The sequence below is a fragment of the Rhizobacter sp. P2_D12 genome (genome assembly GCF_056404395.1).
In genome coordinates, this window is record NZ_JBFUEB010000058.1 from 25,309 (window position 1) to 41,525 (window position 16,217).

The window sequence follows — 16,217 nt, forward strand, 5'->3', positions numbered from 1 at the left end:
GCGTAATTGTTATTTTGATATACACATTTTGGAGAATCAACCTTGACCCGCACTGAACAACTCACTCTCGATGGCGCAGGTGCCGATGCGCTGGCGGCACCTCGCGCGGCGGCGGATGCACCTGCATCGGCATGGCTGGCGGTCGCGTCGCTGGGCGTCGGCGCCTTCGCGACCGTCACCACCGAGTTCCTGCCGATCGGGCTGCTGCCCAACATCGCCGCCACGCTGCAGGTGTCCGAAGGCACGGCCGGACTGATGGTCACGATGCCGGGCGTGGTCGCGGCGATTGCCGGGCCGGCCTTGATCGTCGCGTCGGGGCGGCTCGACCGGCGCTCGGTGCTGATCGCGTTGTCGGCGCTGCTGGTCGCATCCAACCTGCTCGCGGCGCTGGCGCCGAACTTCGCGACGATGCTGGTCGCGCGGCTGCTGCTCGGCCTGTGCGTCGGCGGCTTCTGGACCTTTGCGCCGGGCGCCACCGCCTACCTGGTGCCGCCGGCGCAACAAGCGCGGGCGATGTCGTACGTGCTCACCGGCATCTCGGTGGCCACGGTCGCCGGCGTGCCGGCGGGCTCGCTGCTCAGCAACCTGATCGGCTGGCGCGCGGCCTTCGGCGCGGCCGCGGTGGTGGCGGCGATCGTGCTCGCCTTCCAGCTGAAGCTGCTGTCGCCGATGCCCCCTGCCCGCGCGACGAAGCTGCGCGACCTGCTGACGCCGTTGGTGCGCGGCGGGGCGCGCATGGGGCTGCTGGTGACGCTGTTCCTGGTGGCCGGGCACTTCGCGGCCTACACCTACCTGACACCGATGCTGCTGCAGGTGTTCGGCCAGCCGCCGGCGATCGTGACGCCGCTGCTGCTGGTCTACGGCGTGGCCGGCTTCGTCGGCACCTTCTTCGGCGGGCGACTGGCGGCCCGCGGCGCGCGCGGCATCGCGTTCATCACGGCCGCCTTGATCGCGGCGACGCTGCTGGTGTCGGCGATGTTCGGCAGCGGGCTGATCGGCGGCGCGCTGGTGACGCTGGCCTGGGGCATCGCGTTCGGTTTCATGCCGGTGGCGATGACGACCTGGATGCTCGAAGCCTTGCCCGATGCGCCCGAGGCCGGCCAGGCGCTGCTCGTCACGGCGTTCCAGGTGGCGATCGCGTCGGGGGCGCTGTTCGGCGGGTTGGCGGTCGATGGCGTCGGCGTGTCGGGTGCGATGTGGCTGGGGGGTGGGCTGTCGGCATTGGCCGCCGTGCTGATCGGGGCCGGCGCCAGTCCGCGACGCGCTGCCGCCTGACCGAATACGCCACATTGCCGGGCGCGAACCGGCCGATCGCAGGCATTTCGACACGCCGCTTACCCCGCGTGAACCCCCGGGCCGCCGCGCCGGGGCCTGCAAGCCGCTAGCATCGACGCGCGTTGCGCGGGCACCCGTCCGCCCTGCCTGATGGAACCGGTTATCGCCTTCTCATGGATTTCAGCCCCGAACTGCTTGCCGTCCTGGTCGCTGCGCTCGCCTTCGTCGCCGGCCTGCTGTTCGTGCGCGCGCGGCGCCGGCAGACCCGCACGGTCGGCCGCGGCACCGGCGTGCGCGGGCCGGCCAACCTGCGCTTCACCTGTGCCAACTGCACCAAGCAGTTCACGCATTCCCGCCGCACGCTGCTGGCCTACGAGCAGGGCGAGCGCAAGTTCTTCTGCAATGCCTGCCACACGCGCTGGCGCGGCTCGCAATCGGTGATCCAGAACCGAACGCACGGGCCGGCCTCGATGATGGCGCGCCGCGAGGCGAACCAGGTGAAGCAGGCCCTGCACGCCGAGCAGGCCAAGAGCGCCAAGCGCACGCCCGCGTCTTCCGCGGCCGGCGGCAAGCGCGGTTGCCTGGGGGTGGTCGCGCTGCTGATCACCCTGCCCGGCGTGATCGGATGGGCGGCCGTCCACTACCTCTGACGGATGTCCTTGGGGCCATCCGCATGACGGCCGGCGGGGGCCTGTGACATAGTCCCCCGACCGTTCCGTCCAACGCGTCGAGCCATGTCGCCCCAACCCCTGATCGCCGTGCGCGATGTCGAATCGAGCAGCCGCTGGTACCAGTGCGTGCTGGGCCTGCGAAGCGGCCACGGCGGCCCCGACTACGAACAGCTGATGTCGGGCGAGCGCATGGTGATGCAGCTGCATCACTGGGATGCGCACCACCACCCGCACCTCGGCCGGCCCGACATCAAGGCGCGCGGCAACGGCACGCTGCTGTGGTTCGAGACCGAGGACTTCGACGCCGCGGTGCTGCGCGTGCGCCAGCAGGCCGCGCAGGTGCTGGAGGGACCGGAGGTCAACCCGAACGCGCAGCACCGCGAGATCTGGTTGCGCGACCCGGACGGCTACGTGGTCGTGCTGGCCGGGCCGCGCGGCGACCTGGGCCCGTCGACGCCGCCGCCGCGGGTGTGAGATGGACCAGCCGATCGTCGGCTTCCACCAGGACGCGGAGCACCACTGGGTCGCGCGCCTGGCCTGCGGCCACAACCAGCACGTGCGCCACGACCCGCCGTGGCAGAGCCGTCCGTGGGTCGTCACGCCGCAGGGCCGGGCGGCGACGCTCGGCCGGATGCTGGCGTGCCGCAAGTGCGATGCAGGTGCCGCGCGCGACTGGCCGCTGGAACCACCCGGCGACAGCCCGTAGACTGGGCAGCCCCGCAGACTGCCGCTCCAGCCCATGGCCCGCAACATCGAGATCAAGGCCCGCATCGCCAGCGTCGAGGCCCTCGCGCCGCGCGTTGCCGCGCTGGCGCAGCAGGGGCCGATCCCCATCCTGCAGGACGACACCTTCTTCCGCTGCGCCAACGGCCGCCTGAAGCTGCGCAGCTTCTCGGACACCGACGGCGAGCTGATCTTCTACCGCCGCGCCGACCAGGCCGGCCCCAAGGAATCGTTCTACGTGCGCTCGCCGACCGCCGACCCGGCCTCGCTGCGCGAAGCGCTGACGCTGGCCCATGGCCAGGCCGGCAGGGTGCGCAAGCACCGCACGCTGTACCTGGTGGGACGCACGCGCGTGCACCTCGACCGCGTCGAGGGCCTGGGCGATTTCCTGGAGCTGGAGGTCGTGCTGGCGCACGACGAGCCGGCGCAGGCCGGCATGGCCGAGGCGCATGCGCTGATGGCGCGGCTCGACGTGTCGCCGCCGCAGCTGGTCGAGGGCGCGTATGTCGACCTGCTGAGGCAGCTTCGCTGATGGCACTCCAGCTGCTCGCCCGGCAAGCCGACATCACGACCCTCGCGGTCGACGCCATCGTCAACGCCGCCAACTCCTCGCTGCTGGGCGGTGGCGGCGTCGATGGCGCCATCCACCGCGCCGCGGGCCCCGACCTGCTGCACGAATGCCGCCTGCTCGGCGGCTGCAAGACTGGCGAAGCCAAGCTGACGCGCGGATACCGCCTGCCGGCGCGCTTCATCGTCCACACCGTCGGGCCGGTGTGGCGTGGCGGCGGCCATGGCGAACCGGACCTGCTGGCGTCATGCTACCGGTGCTCGCTCGCCCTGGCCGCGGCGAAGGGCGCACAGGTGATGGCGTTCCCGAGCATCAGCACCGGCATCTACGGTTACCCGATCGAGGCGGCTGCCGCCGTGGCGATCGGCACCGTGCGAGCCGAGGCGCCGAACTTCCCCTCGCTGCAGCAGGTGATCTTCTGCTGCTTCTCGGCCGGCGATCTGTCGGTCTACGAGCGCGTGCTCCAGGCCACCGCATGCTGAAGCTGCTGGCCGGGCTGCTGGCGGTCGTGGTCCTCGGCTACCTCGGCCTGTGCGCCGCGCTGTATGCGTTGCAGCGCTCGTTCCTGTACTTTCCGCAGCCGCGGTCGGCGGCGGCCACGGCGCCGTTGACGCTGCGCGTGCCCGACGCCGAGGTGCTGGTGTCGGTGCGCCCGCATGCCGGTCCGCGGGCGCTGGTCTACTTCGGCGGCAATGCCGAGGACGTGGCCTTGAGCCTGCCGGCCTTGTCGCAGGCCTTTCCCGAGCACGCGCTGTACCTGATGCACTACCGCGGCTACGGCGGCAGCAGCGGCTCGCCGTCCGAAGCGGCACTGCAGCGCGACGCGCTGGCCTTGTTCGACCTCGTCAAGGCGCAGCATCCGCAGGTCGCGGCGATCGGCCGCAGCCTGGGCACCGGCATCGCGTTGCAGCTGGCGCGCGAGCGGCCCGTCGATCGCCTCGTGCTGGTGAYGCCCTACGACAGCATCCAGGAGCTGGCGGCTGCGCAGTACCGCGGGTTCCCGGTGCGCTGGCTGCTGCAGGACAAGTACGAATCGTGGCGCCTGGCACCGGCCCTCGCGGTGCCCACGCTGCTGCTCGTGGCCGAGCGGGACGAGGTGATCCCGCGTGCCAGCAGCGAGCGCCTGTTCGCGAGCTTCGCGCCCGGCATCGCGACGCTGCAGGTGATCGACGGTGCCGGGCACAACGACATCTCGCAGTTCCCCGCCTACCTGCCGCTGCTGCGGTCGGGCGTGTCGCGCTGACCGACAATGCGCGGCATTCTTCACTGCCCACCGCATCGCCCATGTTCGTGCTGATCCTGCTGGCCGCCCTCGGCGCCGCGTTCACGCTGGCCATCCTGGCGGCCCTCCTCTGGGCGCTGACCCGCGCACCCGACCGGGTGCAGGTGGCCACGCTGTGCCTGCTGCTGTGCAACGTCGGCTACCTGTACTTCTGCGCGCGGCTGTACGAGCAGGACGGGGCGCCGCGGGTGATCGCGCTGGCGCTCGGTGCCTACATGCTGGTGCTGCACGGGGTCACGGCGGTGCTCGCGATCGGGCTGCAGCGCTGGGCCTGGCAGGCCGCGGTGGTCGGCTTCGGCGTGCACATCGCGGCCCCCTTCATCGGTTGGGGCCTGGGCCTGCTCGGCAGCCGCAACGACGCGGTCGCGGGCGCCGCATGGGTGCTGATCGGGGCTGTCGGGCTGTGGGCCGCGCTGCACCCGGGCACGCGCGCGCGGGTGGCAGCGGCGTCTTCGGCTACGGCTGCGGCTGCGCGCTGACCAGCCGCCCGGTGCGCGCCTGGAACGCGCAGCGGTAGGTGAACGGGATCGAGCTCATCCCCGGCGCGCGCTCGACCGCGCCCTGGCCATCGAGCCAGGTGTCGTCGTTCGGGGCCGGCAGCAGCTTGCGCGTGTCGGCATCGAAGGCGATGCGGCCGACGCGCGGGTACTTGTCCTTCAGTGCCGCGGCGATCGCGGTTTCGCAGGTGTCGGGCGAAACCTTGCTCAGGTCGGGCTCCCAGGCCTTCTCGGCGGCCGGCCGGCTGCTGGCGGTCTCGCGGAACACGACGCCCGAGGTCTCGTTGGATTCGGCGTTGTAGGCGCAGCGGTAGGTGAAGCCGTGCACGCCGGTGGCCGCGGTCTTGTAGCGGCCGGCGCCCTTCACCGTCGTCTCGTCGCCGGTGGCCGGCAGCAGCGAGCGCTGGGCGGCGATGAACTCGATGTCGCGCGCTTCCTTGCCACGCATCTCGCGGATGGTGTCGGCAACCGCGGTCTCGCAGCGCTCTGCGGGCTTCGCGGTGTCGGCGGGCGCCGTGGCCTGGGCGGCCTGGGCCATCAGCGGCAGGGCGAGGAGGGGCAGGGACCAGAGCAGGCGCATGGGAGAGAGGGGAAGCCGGACAACAGCGCCAAGGGTACACGCTGGGGCGCCGCAGGGGAACCGCTGTTGCAGTTCAGCCGGCCTTGCGACGCTGGTAGTGCCGCTGCAGCTTCGCGCGGTTGCCGCAATCGCCCATCGAACACCAGCGGCGCGGCGCACCGCGGCTGTCGTCGAGGAACAGCCAGCCGCACAGCGGGCCGGCGCACAGCCGGATGCGCGCAGCGCGCGGCGAACAGCACAGCGACAGCGCCTCGCGCGCCAGCAGCGTGCGCAGCGCAGCGGCCGAGTCGTCGGCGTTGCCGCGCCAGCGCAGTCCCGCCTGCGTGATGCTGACGCGCGGGCCGTCGCCGGCCGCCAGGTCGTTCAGCAGCGCCAGCGCGGCCGCCGGCGGCTTGGTGGCCTCGGCGATCGCAAGGGTGGTGCGGAACACCGCATCGCGCACGGCCGTGACCGGCGCCAGGTCGTCGCTGCAAGCCTTCAGCGCCGCGGCACCGCGGGCATCGACCAGGTCCTGTTCGAGGCACCACTGCGCGAAGCGGGCCCAGCTGAACAGGCGCTCGGACGGCGTGTCGGACAGGTGATCGCCGGCGGTGTTGGCGAACTCCAGCGCCAGCGTGCCGCCGACGCCGGCCGAGACGCCCGGCACCGGCGCCATCAGCGCTTGTCCGGCCAGTAGCGTTGCTCGGTGGCGGCGAAGCGCGGGTGGGCGTCGATGTGCGAGAGCCGGGCGGCGAAGGCCGGCCGTGCCCGGGCGAGGTGGGGGCGGGTGCCGAAGCACTTGGACAGCGCCGCGGCCATCAGGTCGAGCGCGCCCGGCGCGTCAGCGGGCAGCGGGAAGCTGTCGGCGAACACCTCCCACAGGCCGTGCAGGTGCTTGCGCGTCTGCGCGCGGATGCGCTGGGCGTCGACGTCGCTGCAGGCCTCGCAGAAGCGCTCCGGGAAGTCGATCACCGTGATCGCCGGATAGATGTTGGCGACCAGGTAGACCATGCCGCGCAGGTCGTGCGCGCGCGCCGCGGCATCGGCCGGCAGCAGCTGCGCGCCTGGGTGCGTGAGCCCGAGATGGATCAGGATCGCGGCGGTCTCGGTCAGCAGTTCGCCGGACGGGCCCTGCAGCGTCGGGACCTGCACCAGCGGGTTGGCGGCCTTCAGCCGATCGCGGCCGGGCGATTCGGTCCACGGGGCCGCCTCGACGGTCTCGAACGGCACGCCGCACAGGTGCAAGGCGGCGTCGACCGCCGCGCAGCCGACGGATCCGGGGGTGGCGAACAAGGTGTACATGGCGATCTCCGATTGGCCGTGGAATGGCTTGATTCTGCCTAACCGGTTAGGCAATTCAATCACCCTGCGTGCATGGCGGCCTGTTGRTGGGTTCAAATTGCGGGCATGAGCAAGGCGTTCACCAAAGAGACCGAATCCGACGACGACGATGACGACGTGGGCCTGCCCGCGTTGCCGCAGGGCACGCGCAACTACGTCACCCCGGCCGGCTACCAGGCGCTGCGGCACGAGCTGCTGACGCTGCTCGACGACGAGCGGCCCAAGGTGGTCGAGGTGGTGTCGTGGGCGGCGAAGAACGGCGACCGCTCCGAGAACGGCGACTACCTGTACGGCAAGAAGCGGCTGCGCGAGATCGACCGCCGCATCCGCTTCCTGACCAAGCGGCTCGACATCGCCGAGGTGGCCGACCCGTCGCTGCACCACGGCAACGACCAGGTGTTCTTCGGCGCGACCGTGACCTACGCGAACGAGCGCGGCGACGAGCGCACGATCACGATCAAAGGCATCGACGAGTCGGACAGCAGCAAGGGCGAGGTCAGCTGGATCGCGCCGATCGCGCGGGCGCTGCTGAAGGCGCGCGTGGGCGACGAGGTGCAGCTGATGACGCCGGGGGGATTGGAGCGGATCGAGGTGCTGGAGGTGTCGTATCCGAAGGCCTGACCCGGATGCCAATCCGGGTCGTCAGGGCTTGACGCGCGTGACGCGCAGCACCGGCGCGGCGCGACGCAGCGTGCGCATCACGTCGGCCAGGTGCAGCCGGTCGCGCACGCTCAGCAGCAGGCGCAACTCGATCGTCTGCGCCGCCGGCTCGTCGTCCATGTCGATGTGGGTGATGTCGGCCTCGGCCTCGCTGACCGCGGCCGCCACCTGGGCCAGCACGCCCTTGCCGTTCTTCAGCAGCAGCGTCACGCCGGTCTCGAAGGCGCGCACCGGTTCTTCCGCCCACTCGACCGTCATCCAGCGCTCGCTGTCGCGCTCGAACAGGCGCTTCGCGGTGGAGCAGTCGACGGTGTGCACCAGCAGGCCCTCGCCGCGTCCGAGGTAGCCGACGATCGCGTCGCCCGGGATCGGCCGGCAGCACGGCGCCATCTGCACCGACGCGCCCTCGCTGCCGTCGATCACCACCAGGCCCTGCGACGGCGCGTTGTCGTCGGAGGCGTAGCGGCCCATCGTCAGCGTCAGCGCATCGGGGCGCTCGCCGCGCTCGCCCATCATCTGGGCCAGCCGCTTCGCGACGATGGTGGCGATCTTGCGGCCCAGGCCGACGTCGATCAGCAGCTCGGCGCGCGAGCGGTTGCCGCTCCAGCGCGCGAGCTGCTGCCACAGCGCGGCGGCCGCGCCATCGGCCGGGTCGCTGGTGGGCAGGTTCAGGCCCTCGGCGCGCAGCGCCTGCGCGAGCAGCTTCTCGCCCAGCTGCTGCGATTCTTCCTGCTCCATGTTCTTCAGGTAGTGCCGGATCTTCGAGCGCGCCCGGCCGGTGCGCACGAAGTTCAGCCAGGCCGGGTTGGGCCGCGCACCGGGTGCGGTGACGACCTCGACCACGTCGCCGCTGCGCAGCTCGGTGCGCAGCGCGACCGGGTCGCCGTTGACCTTGGCCGCGACGCAGTGGTCGCCGACGTCGGAGTGGATCGCGTACGCGAAGTCGACCGGCGTCGCGCCGCGCGGCAGCGCCATGATCTTCGACTTCGGCGTGAACACGTAGACCGCGTCGGGGAACAGGTCGATCTTGACGTGCTCGAGGAACTCGTTGGCGTCGCGCGTCTCGTCCTGGATGTCGATCAGCGACTGCAGCCACATCGACCCGAGGCGCTGCGCGTCATGCGCGTGGCCGCCGCCGGCCTTGTACATCCAGTGCGCGGCGATGCCCTTCTCGGCCACCGCATGCATCGGCTCGGTGCGGATCTGGAACTCGACCGCCGTGCCCAGCGGGCTCACCAGCGTGGTGTGCAGCGACTGGTAGCCGTTGGCCTTCGGGATCGCGATGTAGTCCTTGAAGCGCCCCGGCAGCGGCTTGTACAGCTGGTGCAGCACGCCCAGCGCGAGGTAGCACTCGGGCAGCGTGCCGACGACGATGCGGAAGCCGAAGATGTCGTTGACCTGCGCGAAGCTGAAGTGCTTCTCGCGCATCTTGCTGTAGATCGAGAACAGCGTTTTCTCGCGGCCGTAGACCTGCACCTTCTGGTGCATCGGCATGGGCGAATCGGCAAAGGCCTTCTCGACCTCGCGCTGGATGCGCTCGACGATGTCGCGCCGGTAGCCGCGCGCGCGCAGCACCGCCTTCGACAGCGCCGCGTGGCGCCACGGCCGGGTGTGCTGGAACGACAGCTCCTGCAGCTCGCGGTAGGTCTGGTTCAGGCCCAGGCGGTGGGCGATCGGCGCGTAGATGTCGAGCGTCTCGCGTGCGATGCGCATGCGCTTGGCCGGCGCCATCGCGTCCATCGTGCGCATGTTGTGCAGCCGGTCGGCCAGCTTGATCAGGATCACGCGCACGTCGCGCGCCATCGCGAGCAGCATCTTGCGGAACGATTCGGCCTGCGATTCCTCGCGCGTCGAGAACTGCAGCTTGTCGAGCTTGGTGAGGCCGTCGACCAGGTCGGCGGTGGACGAGCCGAAACGCTCAATCAGCTCGGCCTTGGTGACGCCGCAATCCTCCATCGCGTCGTGCATCAGCGCGGCCATGATGGCCTGCGCATCGAGCTTCCAGTCGGCACACAGGCCGGCGACGGCAATGGGGTGGGTGATGTAGGGCTCGCCGCTGGCGCGGAACTGGCCCAGGTGGGCCTCGTCGGCGAAGCGGTAGGCCTCGCGCACGCGCTTGATGTCGGCGGCGTCGAGGTAGTCGAGCTTGTGGGTCAGCGCGGCGAACGAGGCGGCCGCGGCGTCCTTCGTGGCGGCCGGCACCGGCGTGCTGTCGCCGCGGCCCGGGGCCGGGGGCGCTTCACGCAGGGCAGCAGCCGAAGAACGGGCATTCATCTCCGGAATTTATCGCGGATTGGCGCCCGACGCCGCCGCATGGGCTGGGCGATGGATGGAGCGAGGGAAAACACGAACGGCCCCGAAGGGCCGTTGCTGATGAAGGCGCCGGTCGCTCAGACGGGCACTTTGCGCAGCATCTCGATGCCGATCTCGCCGGCGGCGATCTCGCGCAGCGCGGTCACGACGGGCTTGTTCTTGGTCTCGATCTTCGGCGCGTGGCCCTGGCTCAGCATGCGCGCGCGGTAGGTGGCGGCCAGCACCAGCTGGAAGCGGTTCGGGATCTTGGTCAGGCAGTCTTCGACGGTGATGCGGGCCATGGACGTACTCCGGTAGGCGAATCAGCTGAGGTTCAGGTTCGCAAAGACGGCGGGTCTGCCTCTTTGCTGTGCGGCGTACTTGAGGCGCTGCGAGTGGACGATCGCTTTCAGGTCGAAGAGCGCCGTCTCGAAGAGAGCGTTGATTATAACGAAGTCGAAATGTCGGGCTTGCGCCACCTCGATGCGTGCGTTGGCCAGCCGTTGCTCGATCACGTCGGGATGGTCCTCGCCGCGGCGGTTCAGGCGCTGCGCCAGCTCTTCCCAGCTGGGCGGCAGGATGAAGATCAGGATCGCATTCGGGAACAGCCGCTTGATCTGCAGCGCGCCCTGCCAGTCGATCTCGAGCACGACGTCCTGGCCGCCGGCGATGCGTTCCTCGATCTCGCGGCGCGAGGTGCCGTACAGGTTGCCGTGCACCTCGGCCCATTCGAAGAAGTCGCCGGCCGCGATCTTGGCGCGGAAGGCGTCGGCGCTGATGAAGTGGTATTCGCGGCCGTCCTGCTCCTGCCCGCGCGGCGCGCGCGTCGTGTGCGAGATCGAGACCACGAGGTGCGAATCCAGCTCCAGCAAGGCCTTCACGAGGCTCGACTTGCCGGCACCGCTGGGAGCCGCCACCACGAAAAGATTGCCGGGATAGTCCATCGCGCGGGATTTTGCACCAGTGCTTGACCGGGCCGGCGTCGCTCATTATGATTGAGTACTTGCTCAATTAATTGAAGGTGACCGTGGCCCGACCCCGAAGCGAGGACAAGCGCAACGCCATCCTCGATGCCGCCATCGAGGAATTCGCCGTTCGCGGCGTATGGACGACGCCGACCTCGGCGATCTCGAAGGCTGCCGGCGTGGCCGAGGGCACGCTGTTCACCTATTTCGCGAGCAAGGACGTGCTGGTCAACGAGCTGTACCGGGCACTGAAGCTCGATCTCGCCGACGCGATGCTCAGCGGCTATCCGGCCGGCGGCTCGGCGCGCGACAAGTTCCACCACGTCTGGACGCGCTACCTGCACTGGGCGATGAAGAGCCCGCTGAAGTGCAAGGTGATGGGCCAGCTGAGAGTGTCCGATCGCATCGCGCCCGAGACGCGCGAGGCCGGCAGTGCGCCCTTCGTCGAGTTGCTGCGCGAAGCCGAGGACTGCGTGCGCCGCAAGGTCGTCCGCGACGTGCCGGTGCACTTCATCGGCGCGATGTTCAGCGGCCTGGCCGACGCGACGATGGACGTGCTGGCCGGGCCGGCCGATGGAAGCGGCACCGACTACGTCGAGGCCGGGTTCGAGGTTTTCTGGAGCGGCATCGCGCAGCCTTGACGTGGCCGCCTTTTTTTGCCTGATGAATGCTTGATTACTCACTTATTTTGTGGAGAACCCGATGAAGCCGTGGCGCATTGACGACATTCCTTCCCAGCGAGGCCGCGTGGCGGTCGTGACCGGTGCGACCGGTGGGCTGGGCTACGAAACCGCGCTGGCGCTGGCCGGTGCCGGCGCCGAGGTGGTGCTGGTCGGGCGCGATGCGGCGAAGGGCCGGGTGGCTGCGGCGCGCATCGCGGCGGCGCATCCGTCGGCCGTGCTGCGCTTCGAAGCCTGCGACCTGGGCAGCCTGGCGGCGGTGCGCCAGCTGGCGGCCCGGTTGACGCAGCGGTACGTGTCGATCGACCTGCTGGTGAACAACGCCGGCGTGATGGCACCGCCCACGCGCCATGCGACGGCCGATGGCTTCGAGCTGCAGTTCGGCACCAACTACCTGTCGCACTTCGCGCTGACCGCGCGGCTGCTGCCCGCCTTGCGCAGCGCCGGACACGCGCGTGTCGTCAACCTGAGCAGCCTTGCGCACCGCAGCGGCGCGATCCATTTCGACGACCTGCAAGGGGAGCGCCGCTACAGCGCCTGGTCGTCGTACGCCCAGTCGAAGCTTGCGATGCTGATGTTCGCCTTCGAGCTGCAGCGGCGCAGCGACAGCGCAGGCTGGGGCCTGATGAGCCTCGCATCGCACCCCGGCTACGCCGTCACCGGCTTGCAGAGCGCCGGCCCGCGCCTGGGCCGCAGCAGCCCGCCACTGCTGGAACGCATCGGCAAGCTGCTGGAGCCGTGGCTCGCGCAATCGGCGGCCGAAGGCGCATTGCCGACGCTGTTCGCCGCCGCCTCGCCCGATGCGCAGGCGGCGGCCTACTATGGTCCGGACGGTTTCTTTGAAATGAGGGGACAGGTGCACCCCGCCGTCGTGGCCCGCCAGGCGCGCGACGAAGCGGCCGCGGCCCGCCTGTGGACCGTGAGCGAACAACTGAGCGGCGAGCATTGGCCCGCCGTCGCCTTGAGGAGTGCTGCATGAAGGTCGTGATCTTCGGCGCCACCGGCATGGTGGGCCAGGGCGTGCTGCGCGAATGCCTGCGCGCCGCCGATGTGACGCAAGTGATCAGCGTCGGCCGCACGCCGCTGGCGGTGCAGCACCCCAAGCTGACCAGCCTGGTGCAGGCGGACCTGCTCGACCTGTCCGCGATCGAGGGGCAACTGGGTGGCCTCGACGCCTGCTTCTTCTGCCTCGGCGTGTCGTCGCTCGGCATGCAGGAGGCCGACTACCGGCGCCTGACGCTGGACCTGACGCTGTCGATCGCCAACACGCTGGCTCGGCTGAGCCCGCAGCTCAGCTTCGTCTACGTGTCGGGTGCCGGCACCGACGGGAGCGAGCAGGGCCGCACGATGTGGGCCCGCGTGAAGGGCCGCACCGAGAACGAGCTGATGCGGTTGCCGTTCCGCGGCGCGTACATGTTCCGCCCCGGCGTGATCCAGCCCCTGCACGGCGCGCGCTCCAAGGTCGGCTGGATCCACGGCTTCTATGTCGTGCTCGGGCCGCTGCTGACTGGTCTGCGCGCGCTCTTCCCGCGCGGGCTGCTGACGACCGAATCCGTCGGCCTCGCGATGCTGGCCGTGGCCCGCGAACCCGGTGCGCGCCGCGTGGTGGAAGTGTCGGAGATCTACGCGCTGAGCCGGGGAGTCCACCATGCGGCGTGACCGGTGGCGTCGGGCCGGCTGGGCCCTCGCGATCGCTGCGTCAGGCGTGGGCCTGCTGCTGTCCAGTGCCTGCACCGGCTTCGGCCAGCTGCACCGCGAGCCCGCCGAGCAGGCGGTGGTCGAAGCCTCGCCGCAATGGCACGACGGGCACTTCGCCAATCCGCAGCCGATGTGGAACGACCTGACCGACGCGTTGCTGCGCGCCTTCGAGACGGCGCCGGCCCAGTCGCCCGACGCTCCCGTGCCGGTGCGGCGCAGCGACGGCGAGGCCCTGGCGACGCTGCCCGCGAGCGGCCTGCGCGTCACCTGGTTCGGCCATTCGTCGACTCTGCTGGAGATCGATGGCACGCGGGTGCTGGTCGACCCGATCTGGAGCGAGCGCCCGTCGCCGCTGGGCTGGATCGGCCCGAAGCGCTGGTTCGCGCCGCCGATCGCGCTCGACAAGCTGCCGCCGGTCGACGTGGTGCTGGTGTCGCACGATCACTACGACCACCTCGACGCACCGACCGTGAAGGCCCTGCTGGACCGCGGCGCGCGCTTCGTCGTGCCGCTGGGCATCGGCGGCCACCTGCGCGGCTGGGGCGTGCCGGCGCAGCGCATCGTCGAACTGGACTGGTGGCAGGCGACGCAGGTGGGCACGCTGACGGTCACCTCGACGCCGGCGCGCCATGCGTCCGGCCGCGTCAACCCGCAGGCGGACAAGACGCTCTGGAGCGGCTTCGCGCTGGCGGGACCGCAGCACCGCGTGTACTACTCCGGCGACACCGGGCTGTTCCCGGCGATGAGCGACATCGGCGCCCGCCTCGGCCCGTTCGACCTGACGCTGATCGAGGCCGGCCAATACGACGCCGACTGGCCCGACTGGCACCTGGGCCCGGAGCAGGCGGTGCAGGCCCACCTGCGCGTGCGCGGCAAGCTGATGATGCCGGTGCACTGGGGCCTGTTCGCGCTGGCCCACCACGGCTGGACCGAGCCGGTCGAGCGGGTGCTCGCAGCGGCCGCGTGCCAGGGCGTCAGCGTGCTCGCGCCGCAGCCGGGGCAGAGCGTCGAGCCCGGGCGCGACCCCGCGGTCGCACGCTGGTGGCCGGTGCAGCCGTGGCGCAGCGCGGCAGAGAAGCCGATCGTCGCGACGAAGAATGGCCGCCAGGAAGACCGGGTCGCGCTGCCGGCCTGCGTGGCCGCCGCGACGGCTTCCTAGGCAGCCCAGAGCCCGGACGCGGCGGTGCGCCGCACGTAGTCGGCGAAGTCGCGCGGTGCGCGGCCGAGTGCGCGCTGCACGCCATCGGCCAGCGGCAGGTTGCGGCCGTCGAGCACCGTCGTGAACAGGTACAGCACCAGGTCGGCCACGTCCGCCGGCAGCTGCGCTTCGGCGAGCCCCGCGCGGAAGGCCTCGGGCGCGATCCGCTCGAAGCGGATGTCGCGGCCGGTGGCCTGCGCGATCTCGCGCACCGCCTGCGAGAAGGTGATCGCGCGCGGACCGGTCAGCTCGTACAGCTGGCCGATGTGGCCCGGCTGCGTGAGTGCCGCCACCGCCACCTCGGCGATGTCCTCGACGTCGACGAAGGGCTCGCCGATGTCCGCGACCGGCAGGGCCACCACGCCGGCCTGGATCGGCTCCAGCAGGAAACTCTCGCTGAAGTTCTGGCAGAACCAGCTCGCGCGCAGGATGGTCCAGTCGGCGCGCGTGGCCTGCAGCGCCTGCTCGGCCTGCTGCGCCTCTGCTTCGCCACGTCCCGACAGCAGCACCAGCCGGGTCGCCCCGCTGGCCAGCGCCCGGGCGTAGAACGCCTGCACCGTCGCCAGCGCGCCGGGCACGGCCAGGTCCGGCTGGTAGCTCACGTAGACAGCTTCGACGCCATCCAGCGCCGCCGACCAGGTCGACCGGTCTTCCCAGTCGAAGGCCGGCTGCGCTGAGCGCGAGCCCACACGCACCGCGCGGCCCAGCGCGCGCAGCCGTTCCACCACGCGGCGGCCGGTCTTGCCGTTGCCGCCCAGCACCAGCGTCAGGCCGGTTTTTGCCGGAGCCATGTCATGTGCAGTCGTCATCTCGATCTCCTCGTGTTTGAACATGAGCAATCCTCATGTTGATAACATGATAGATGCTCACATTCAGGAGTCAAGCCGCTTTCTTCAGTGCGCGATCCAGTGCGGCGATGGCGGGCTCGATGTCGGCCGTCTCGATCAGGCCGTAGCCGAACACCAGGCCGTTCAGTCGCAACGGCGGCCGGGCCTGCGCGTCCAGCGTGTCGATGCGGATGCCGGCCTGCGCGGCCGTCGTGCGCCAGTCTGCTGCGCGCTGCGGCGCCCGCAGTGCGGCGCTCAGGTGCAGCCCGGCCAGCGAGGGCACCGGCACCAGCCGGTCGCCGAGGTGCCTGCGCAGCGCCGCGAGCAGCGTGTCGTGGCGCTCGGCGTAGACGCTGCGCATGCGCCGCACGTGGCGTGCGAGGTGGCCTTCGGCGATGAAGGCGGCCAGCGTCGCCTGGTTCACTGCAGGCACGTGCCAGTTGTGCACCAGCCGCGCGGCGACCAGTGCCGGCACGGCCCAGGCCGGCGCGACGATGAAGCCGATGCGCAGGCCCGTGAACAGGCTTTTCGAGAAGGTGCCGACGTAGAAGACACGCTGCTCGCGGTCGAGCGTCTGCAGCGCATCGAGCGGGCGGCCGCCGAGGCGGAACTCGCCGTCGTAGTCGTCCTCGACGACCACCGCGTCGGCGGCGTGGGCGTGCGCCAGCAGCGCGTGGCGGCGCGGGGCCGACATCGTGACGCCGAGCGGCGATTGGTGCGATGGCGAGACGCCGATGATGTCGACGCGGCGCGGCAGGCGGTCGACGCACAGGCCCTGCTGGTCGACCGGCGTGTCGTGCAGCAGCGCACCGGCGCGCTCGAAGCAGGCGTGCAGCGGCTGGTAGCCCGGGTTCTCGAGCGCGGCCACCGTGCGGCCGGGGGTGACGAGCACGCGCGCCAGCAGGTCGAAGGCCTGCTGCGCGCCGGCCGTCACGATGACGTTGCTCGCGTCGCAGGCCACGGCCCGGGTGTGCGACACAT

At 70.9% G+C, this 16,217-nt stretch carries 21 protein-coding genes; 13 read left to right on the forward strand and 8 right to left on the reverse strand.

Annotation, left to right across the window (positions count from 1 at the left end; translation table 11 throughout):
• The first annotated feature begins 42 nt into the window (after window positions 1-42).
• From AC1DYN_RS19270 to AC1DYN_RS19305, 8 genes are all read left to right on the forward strand, one after another.
• Window positions 43-1,275, forward strand: a complete 1,233-nt coding sequence (locus tag AC1DYN_RS19270; protein ID WP_477962468.1) for an MFS transporter — start codon at window positions 43-45, stop codon at window positions 1,273-1,275.
• Between the two features lie 173 nt (window positions 1,276-1,448).
• Complete coding sequence (locus AC1DYN_RS19275; protein ID WP_477962470.1) at window positions 1,449-1,925, forward strand: hypothetical protein; 477 nt, start codon at window positions 1,449-1,451, stop codon at window positions 1,923-1,925.
• 84 nt (window positions 1,926-2,009) lie between these two features.
• Window positions 2,010-2,420, forward strand: a complete 411-nt coding sequence (locus tag AC1DYN_RS19280; protein WP_477962472.1) for a VOC family protein — start codon at window positions 2,010-2,012, stop codon at window positions 2,418-2,420.
• A 1-nt stretch (window position 2,421) separates the two neighbouring features.
• Window positions 2,422-2,652: a DUF3565 domain-containing protein gene (locus tag AC1DYN_RS19285; protein ID WP_477962474.1), complete on the forward strand. Its 231-nt coding sequence runs from the start codon at window positions 2,422-2,424 to the stop codon at window positions 2,650-2,652.
• A 33-nt stretch (window positions 2,653-2,685) separates the two neighbouring features.
• Window positions 2,686-3,201 (forward strand): class IV adenylate cyclase, encoded by a 516-nt coding sequence (locus AC1DYN_RS19290; RefSeq protein ID WP_477962476.1) that lies wholly within the window; start codon window positions 2,686-2,688, stop codon window positions 3,199-3,201.
• Entirely contained in the window at window positions 3,201-3,719 is a 519-nt protein-coding gene (locus AC1DYN_RS19295; protein WP_477962478.1) for an O-acetyl-ADP-ribose deacetylase, read from the forward strand. The genes AC1DYN_RS19290 and AC1DYN_RS19295 overlap by 1 nt, the downstream gene beginning before the upstream one ends.
• Complete coding sequence (locus tag AC1DYN_RS19300; RefSeq protein WP_477962480.1) at window positions 3,713-4,480, forward strand: alpha/beta hydrolase; 768 nt, start codon at window positions 3,713-3,715, stop codon at window positions 4,478-4,480. The genes AC1DYN_RS19295 and AC1DYN_RS19300 overlap by 7 nt, the downstream gene beginning before the upstream one ends.
• A gap of 41 nt (window positions 4,481-4,521) precedes the next feature.
• Window positions 4,522-4,998 (forward strand): hypothetical protein, encoded by a 477-nt coding sequence (locus AC1DYN_RS19305; protein WP_477962482.1) that lies wholly within the window; start codon window positions 4,522-4,524, stop codon window positions 4,996-4,998.
• On the opposite strand, the gene AC1DYN_RS19310 is transcribed toward AC1DYN_RS19305, so the two are convergent.
• The 3 genes from AC1DYN_RS19310 to AC1DYN_RS19320 form a co-directional block, all read right to left on the reverse strand.
• The gene (locus AC1DYN_RS19310) at window positions 4,976-5,596 is read right to left on the reverse strand and encodes a hypothetical protein (RefSeq protein ID WP_477962483.1); all 621 of its coding nucleotides are present in this window, start codon (window positions 5,594-5,596) and stop codon (window positions 4,976-4,978) included. The two genes, AC1DYN_RS19305 and AC1DYN_RS19310, sit on opposite strands and share 23 nt — an antisense overlap.
• A gap of 73 nt (window positions 5,597-5,669) precedes the next feature.
• Window positions 5,670-6,251, reverse strand: a complete 582-nt coding sequence (locus AC1DYN_RS19315; RefSeq protein ID WP_477962485.1) for a CGNR zinc finger domain-containing protein — start codon at window positions 6,249-6,251, stop codon at window positions 5,670-5,672.
• Window positions 6,251-6,877, reverse strand: coding sequence for a glutathione S-transferase family protein (locus AC1DYN_RS19320; RefSeq protein ID WP_477962487.1), 627 nt, complete (start codon window positions 6,875-6,877; stop codon window positions 6,251-6,253). Before AC1DYN_RS19320 ends, AC1DYN_RS19315 begins: the two co-directional genes overlap by 1 nt.
• Window positions 6,878-6,982: 105 nt before the next feature.
• On the opposite strand from AC1DYN_RS19320, the gene greB reads away from it, so the two are divergent.
• Window positions 6,983-7,537, forward strand: coding sequence for a transcription elongation factor GreB (gene greB, locus AC1DYN_RS19325; RefSeq protein WP_477962489.1), 555 nt, complete (start codon window positions 6,983-6,985; stop codon window positions 7,535-7,537).
• Between the two features lie 21 nt (window positions 7,538-7,558).
• On the opposite strand, the gene AC1DYN_RS19330 is transcribed toward greB, so the two are convergent.
• The 3 genes from AC1DYN_RS19330 to gmk all read right to left on the reverse strand — a co-directional run bounded on the left by AC1DYN_RS19330 (window position 7,559) and on the right by gmk (window position 10,812).
• Entirely contained in the window at window positions 7,559-9,850 is a 2,292-nt protein-coding gene (locus AC1DYN_RS19330) for a RelA/SpoT family protein (RefSeq protein WP_477962491.1), read from the reverse strand.
• Between the two features lie 116 nt (window positions 9,851-9,966).
• Window positions 9,967-10,170, reverse strand: a complete 204-nt coding sequence (gene rpoZ / locus AC1DYN_RS19335; protein WP_477962493.1) for a DNA-directed RNA polymerase subunit omega — start codon at window positions 10,168-10,170, stop codon at window positions 9,967-9,969.
• Between the two features lie 21 nt (window positions 10,171-10,191).
• Window positions 10,192-10,812, reverse strand: a complete 621-nt coding sequence (gene gmk / locus AC1DYN_RS19340; RefSeq protein WP_477962495.1) for a guanylate kinase — start codon at window positions 10,810-10,812, stop codon at window positions 10,192-10,194.
• Between the two features lie 83 nt (window positions 10,813-10,895).
• Between gmk and AC1DYN_RS19345 the strand changes: the two genes are divergently transcribed.
• From AC1DYN_RS19345 to AC1DYN_RS19360, 4 genes are all read left to right on the forward strand, one after another.
• Window positions 10,896-11,474, forward strand: a complete 579-nt coding sequence (locus AC1DYN_RS19345) for a TetR/AcrR family transcriptional regulator (RefSeq protein ID WP_477962497.1) — start codon at window positions 10,896-10,898, stop codon at window positions 11,472-11,474.
• 61 nt (window positions 11,475-11,535) lie between these two features.
• Window positions 11,536-12,492 (forward strand): SDR family oxidoreductase, encoded by a 957-nt coding sequence (locus tag AC1DYN_RS19350; RefSeq protein ID WP_477962499.1) that lies wholly within the window; start codon window positions 11,536-11,538, stop codon window positions 12,490-12,492.
• Window positions 12,489-13,172, forward strand: coding sequence for an NAD(P)H-binding protein (locus AC1DYN_RS19355; protein ID WP_477962501.1), 684 nt, complete (start codon window positions 12,489-12,491; stop codon window positions 13,170-13,172). Before AC1DYN_RS19350 ends, AC1DYN_RS19355 begins: the two co-directional genes overlap by 4 nt.
• A complete protein-coding gene (locus tag AC1DYN_RS19360) occupies window positions 13,162-14,370 on the forward strand; it encodes an MBL fold metallo-hydrolase (protein ID WP_477962503.1) in 1,209 nt (402 codons plus the stop codon). The genes AC1DYN_RS19355 and AC1DYN_RS19360 overlap by 11 nt, the downstream gene beginning before the upstream one ends.
• Here the strand turns inward: AC1DYN_RS19360 and AC1DYN_RS19365 are convergent.
• Complete coding sequence (locus tag AC1DYN_RS19365) at window positions 14,367-15,218, reverse strand: NAD(P)H-binding protein (protein WP_477962505.1); 852 nt, start codon at window positions 15,216-15,218, stop codon at window positions 14,367-14,369. The genes AC1DYN_RS19360 and AC1DYN_RS19365 overlap by 4 nt on opposite strands.
• A 70-nt stretch (window positions 15,219-15,288) precedes the next feature.
• On the reverse strand, window positions 15,289-16,217 hold a 929-nt coding region (locus AC1DYN_RS19370), incomplete at its 5' end, for an aminotransferase-like domain-containing protein (protein WP_477962507.1).